Consider the following 505-nt stretch of genomic DNA (forward strand, 5'->3'; position numbering starts at 1 on the left):
AGCGCCATCGGTGCCCGTCGGTCCAGTTGGCCCTTGAGGTCCAGTGGCGCCATCGATGCCAGTTGCTCCAGTTGCACCATCAATGCCGGTTGGCCCTGTCGGTCCAGTGGCGCCATCGGCGCCCGTTGTTCCAGTCGGCCCTTGGGGTCCAGTGGCGCCATCAGCGCCCGTTGTTCCAGTCGGCCCTTGAGGTCCTGTAGGGCCGTCAGTGCCCGTTGTTCCAGTCGGCCCTTGGGGTCCAGTGGCGCCATCAGCGCCCGTTGTTCCAGTCGGCCCTTGAGGTCCTGTAGGGCCGTCAGCGCCCGTTGTTCCAGTCGGCCCTTGGGGTCCGTTGGCGCCATCCGCGCCAGTTGATCCGGTCGCTCCTTGAGGTCCGGTAGCGCCATCCGTGCCGGTAGATCCCGTCGGCCCTTGAGGTCCTGTAGCGCCGTCCACGCCTGTCGGCCCAGTCGCTCCCTGGGGTCCAGTAGCCCCTTCGGCCCCAGTTGGCCCAGTCGGTCCTTGA

At 67.5% G+C, this 505-nt stretch carries 1 pseudogene; it reads right to left on the reverse strand.

The window, feature by feature from the left end:
- Window positions 1-505: pseudogene (locus M6D81_RS31660) on the reverse strand (collagen-like protein); the annotation flags it as partial.

It is taken from the genome of Paenibacillus sp. J5C2022, from assembly GCF_025567625.1.
GTDB lineage: Bacteria > Bacillota > Bacilli > Paenibacillales > Paenibacillaceae > Pristimantibacillus.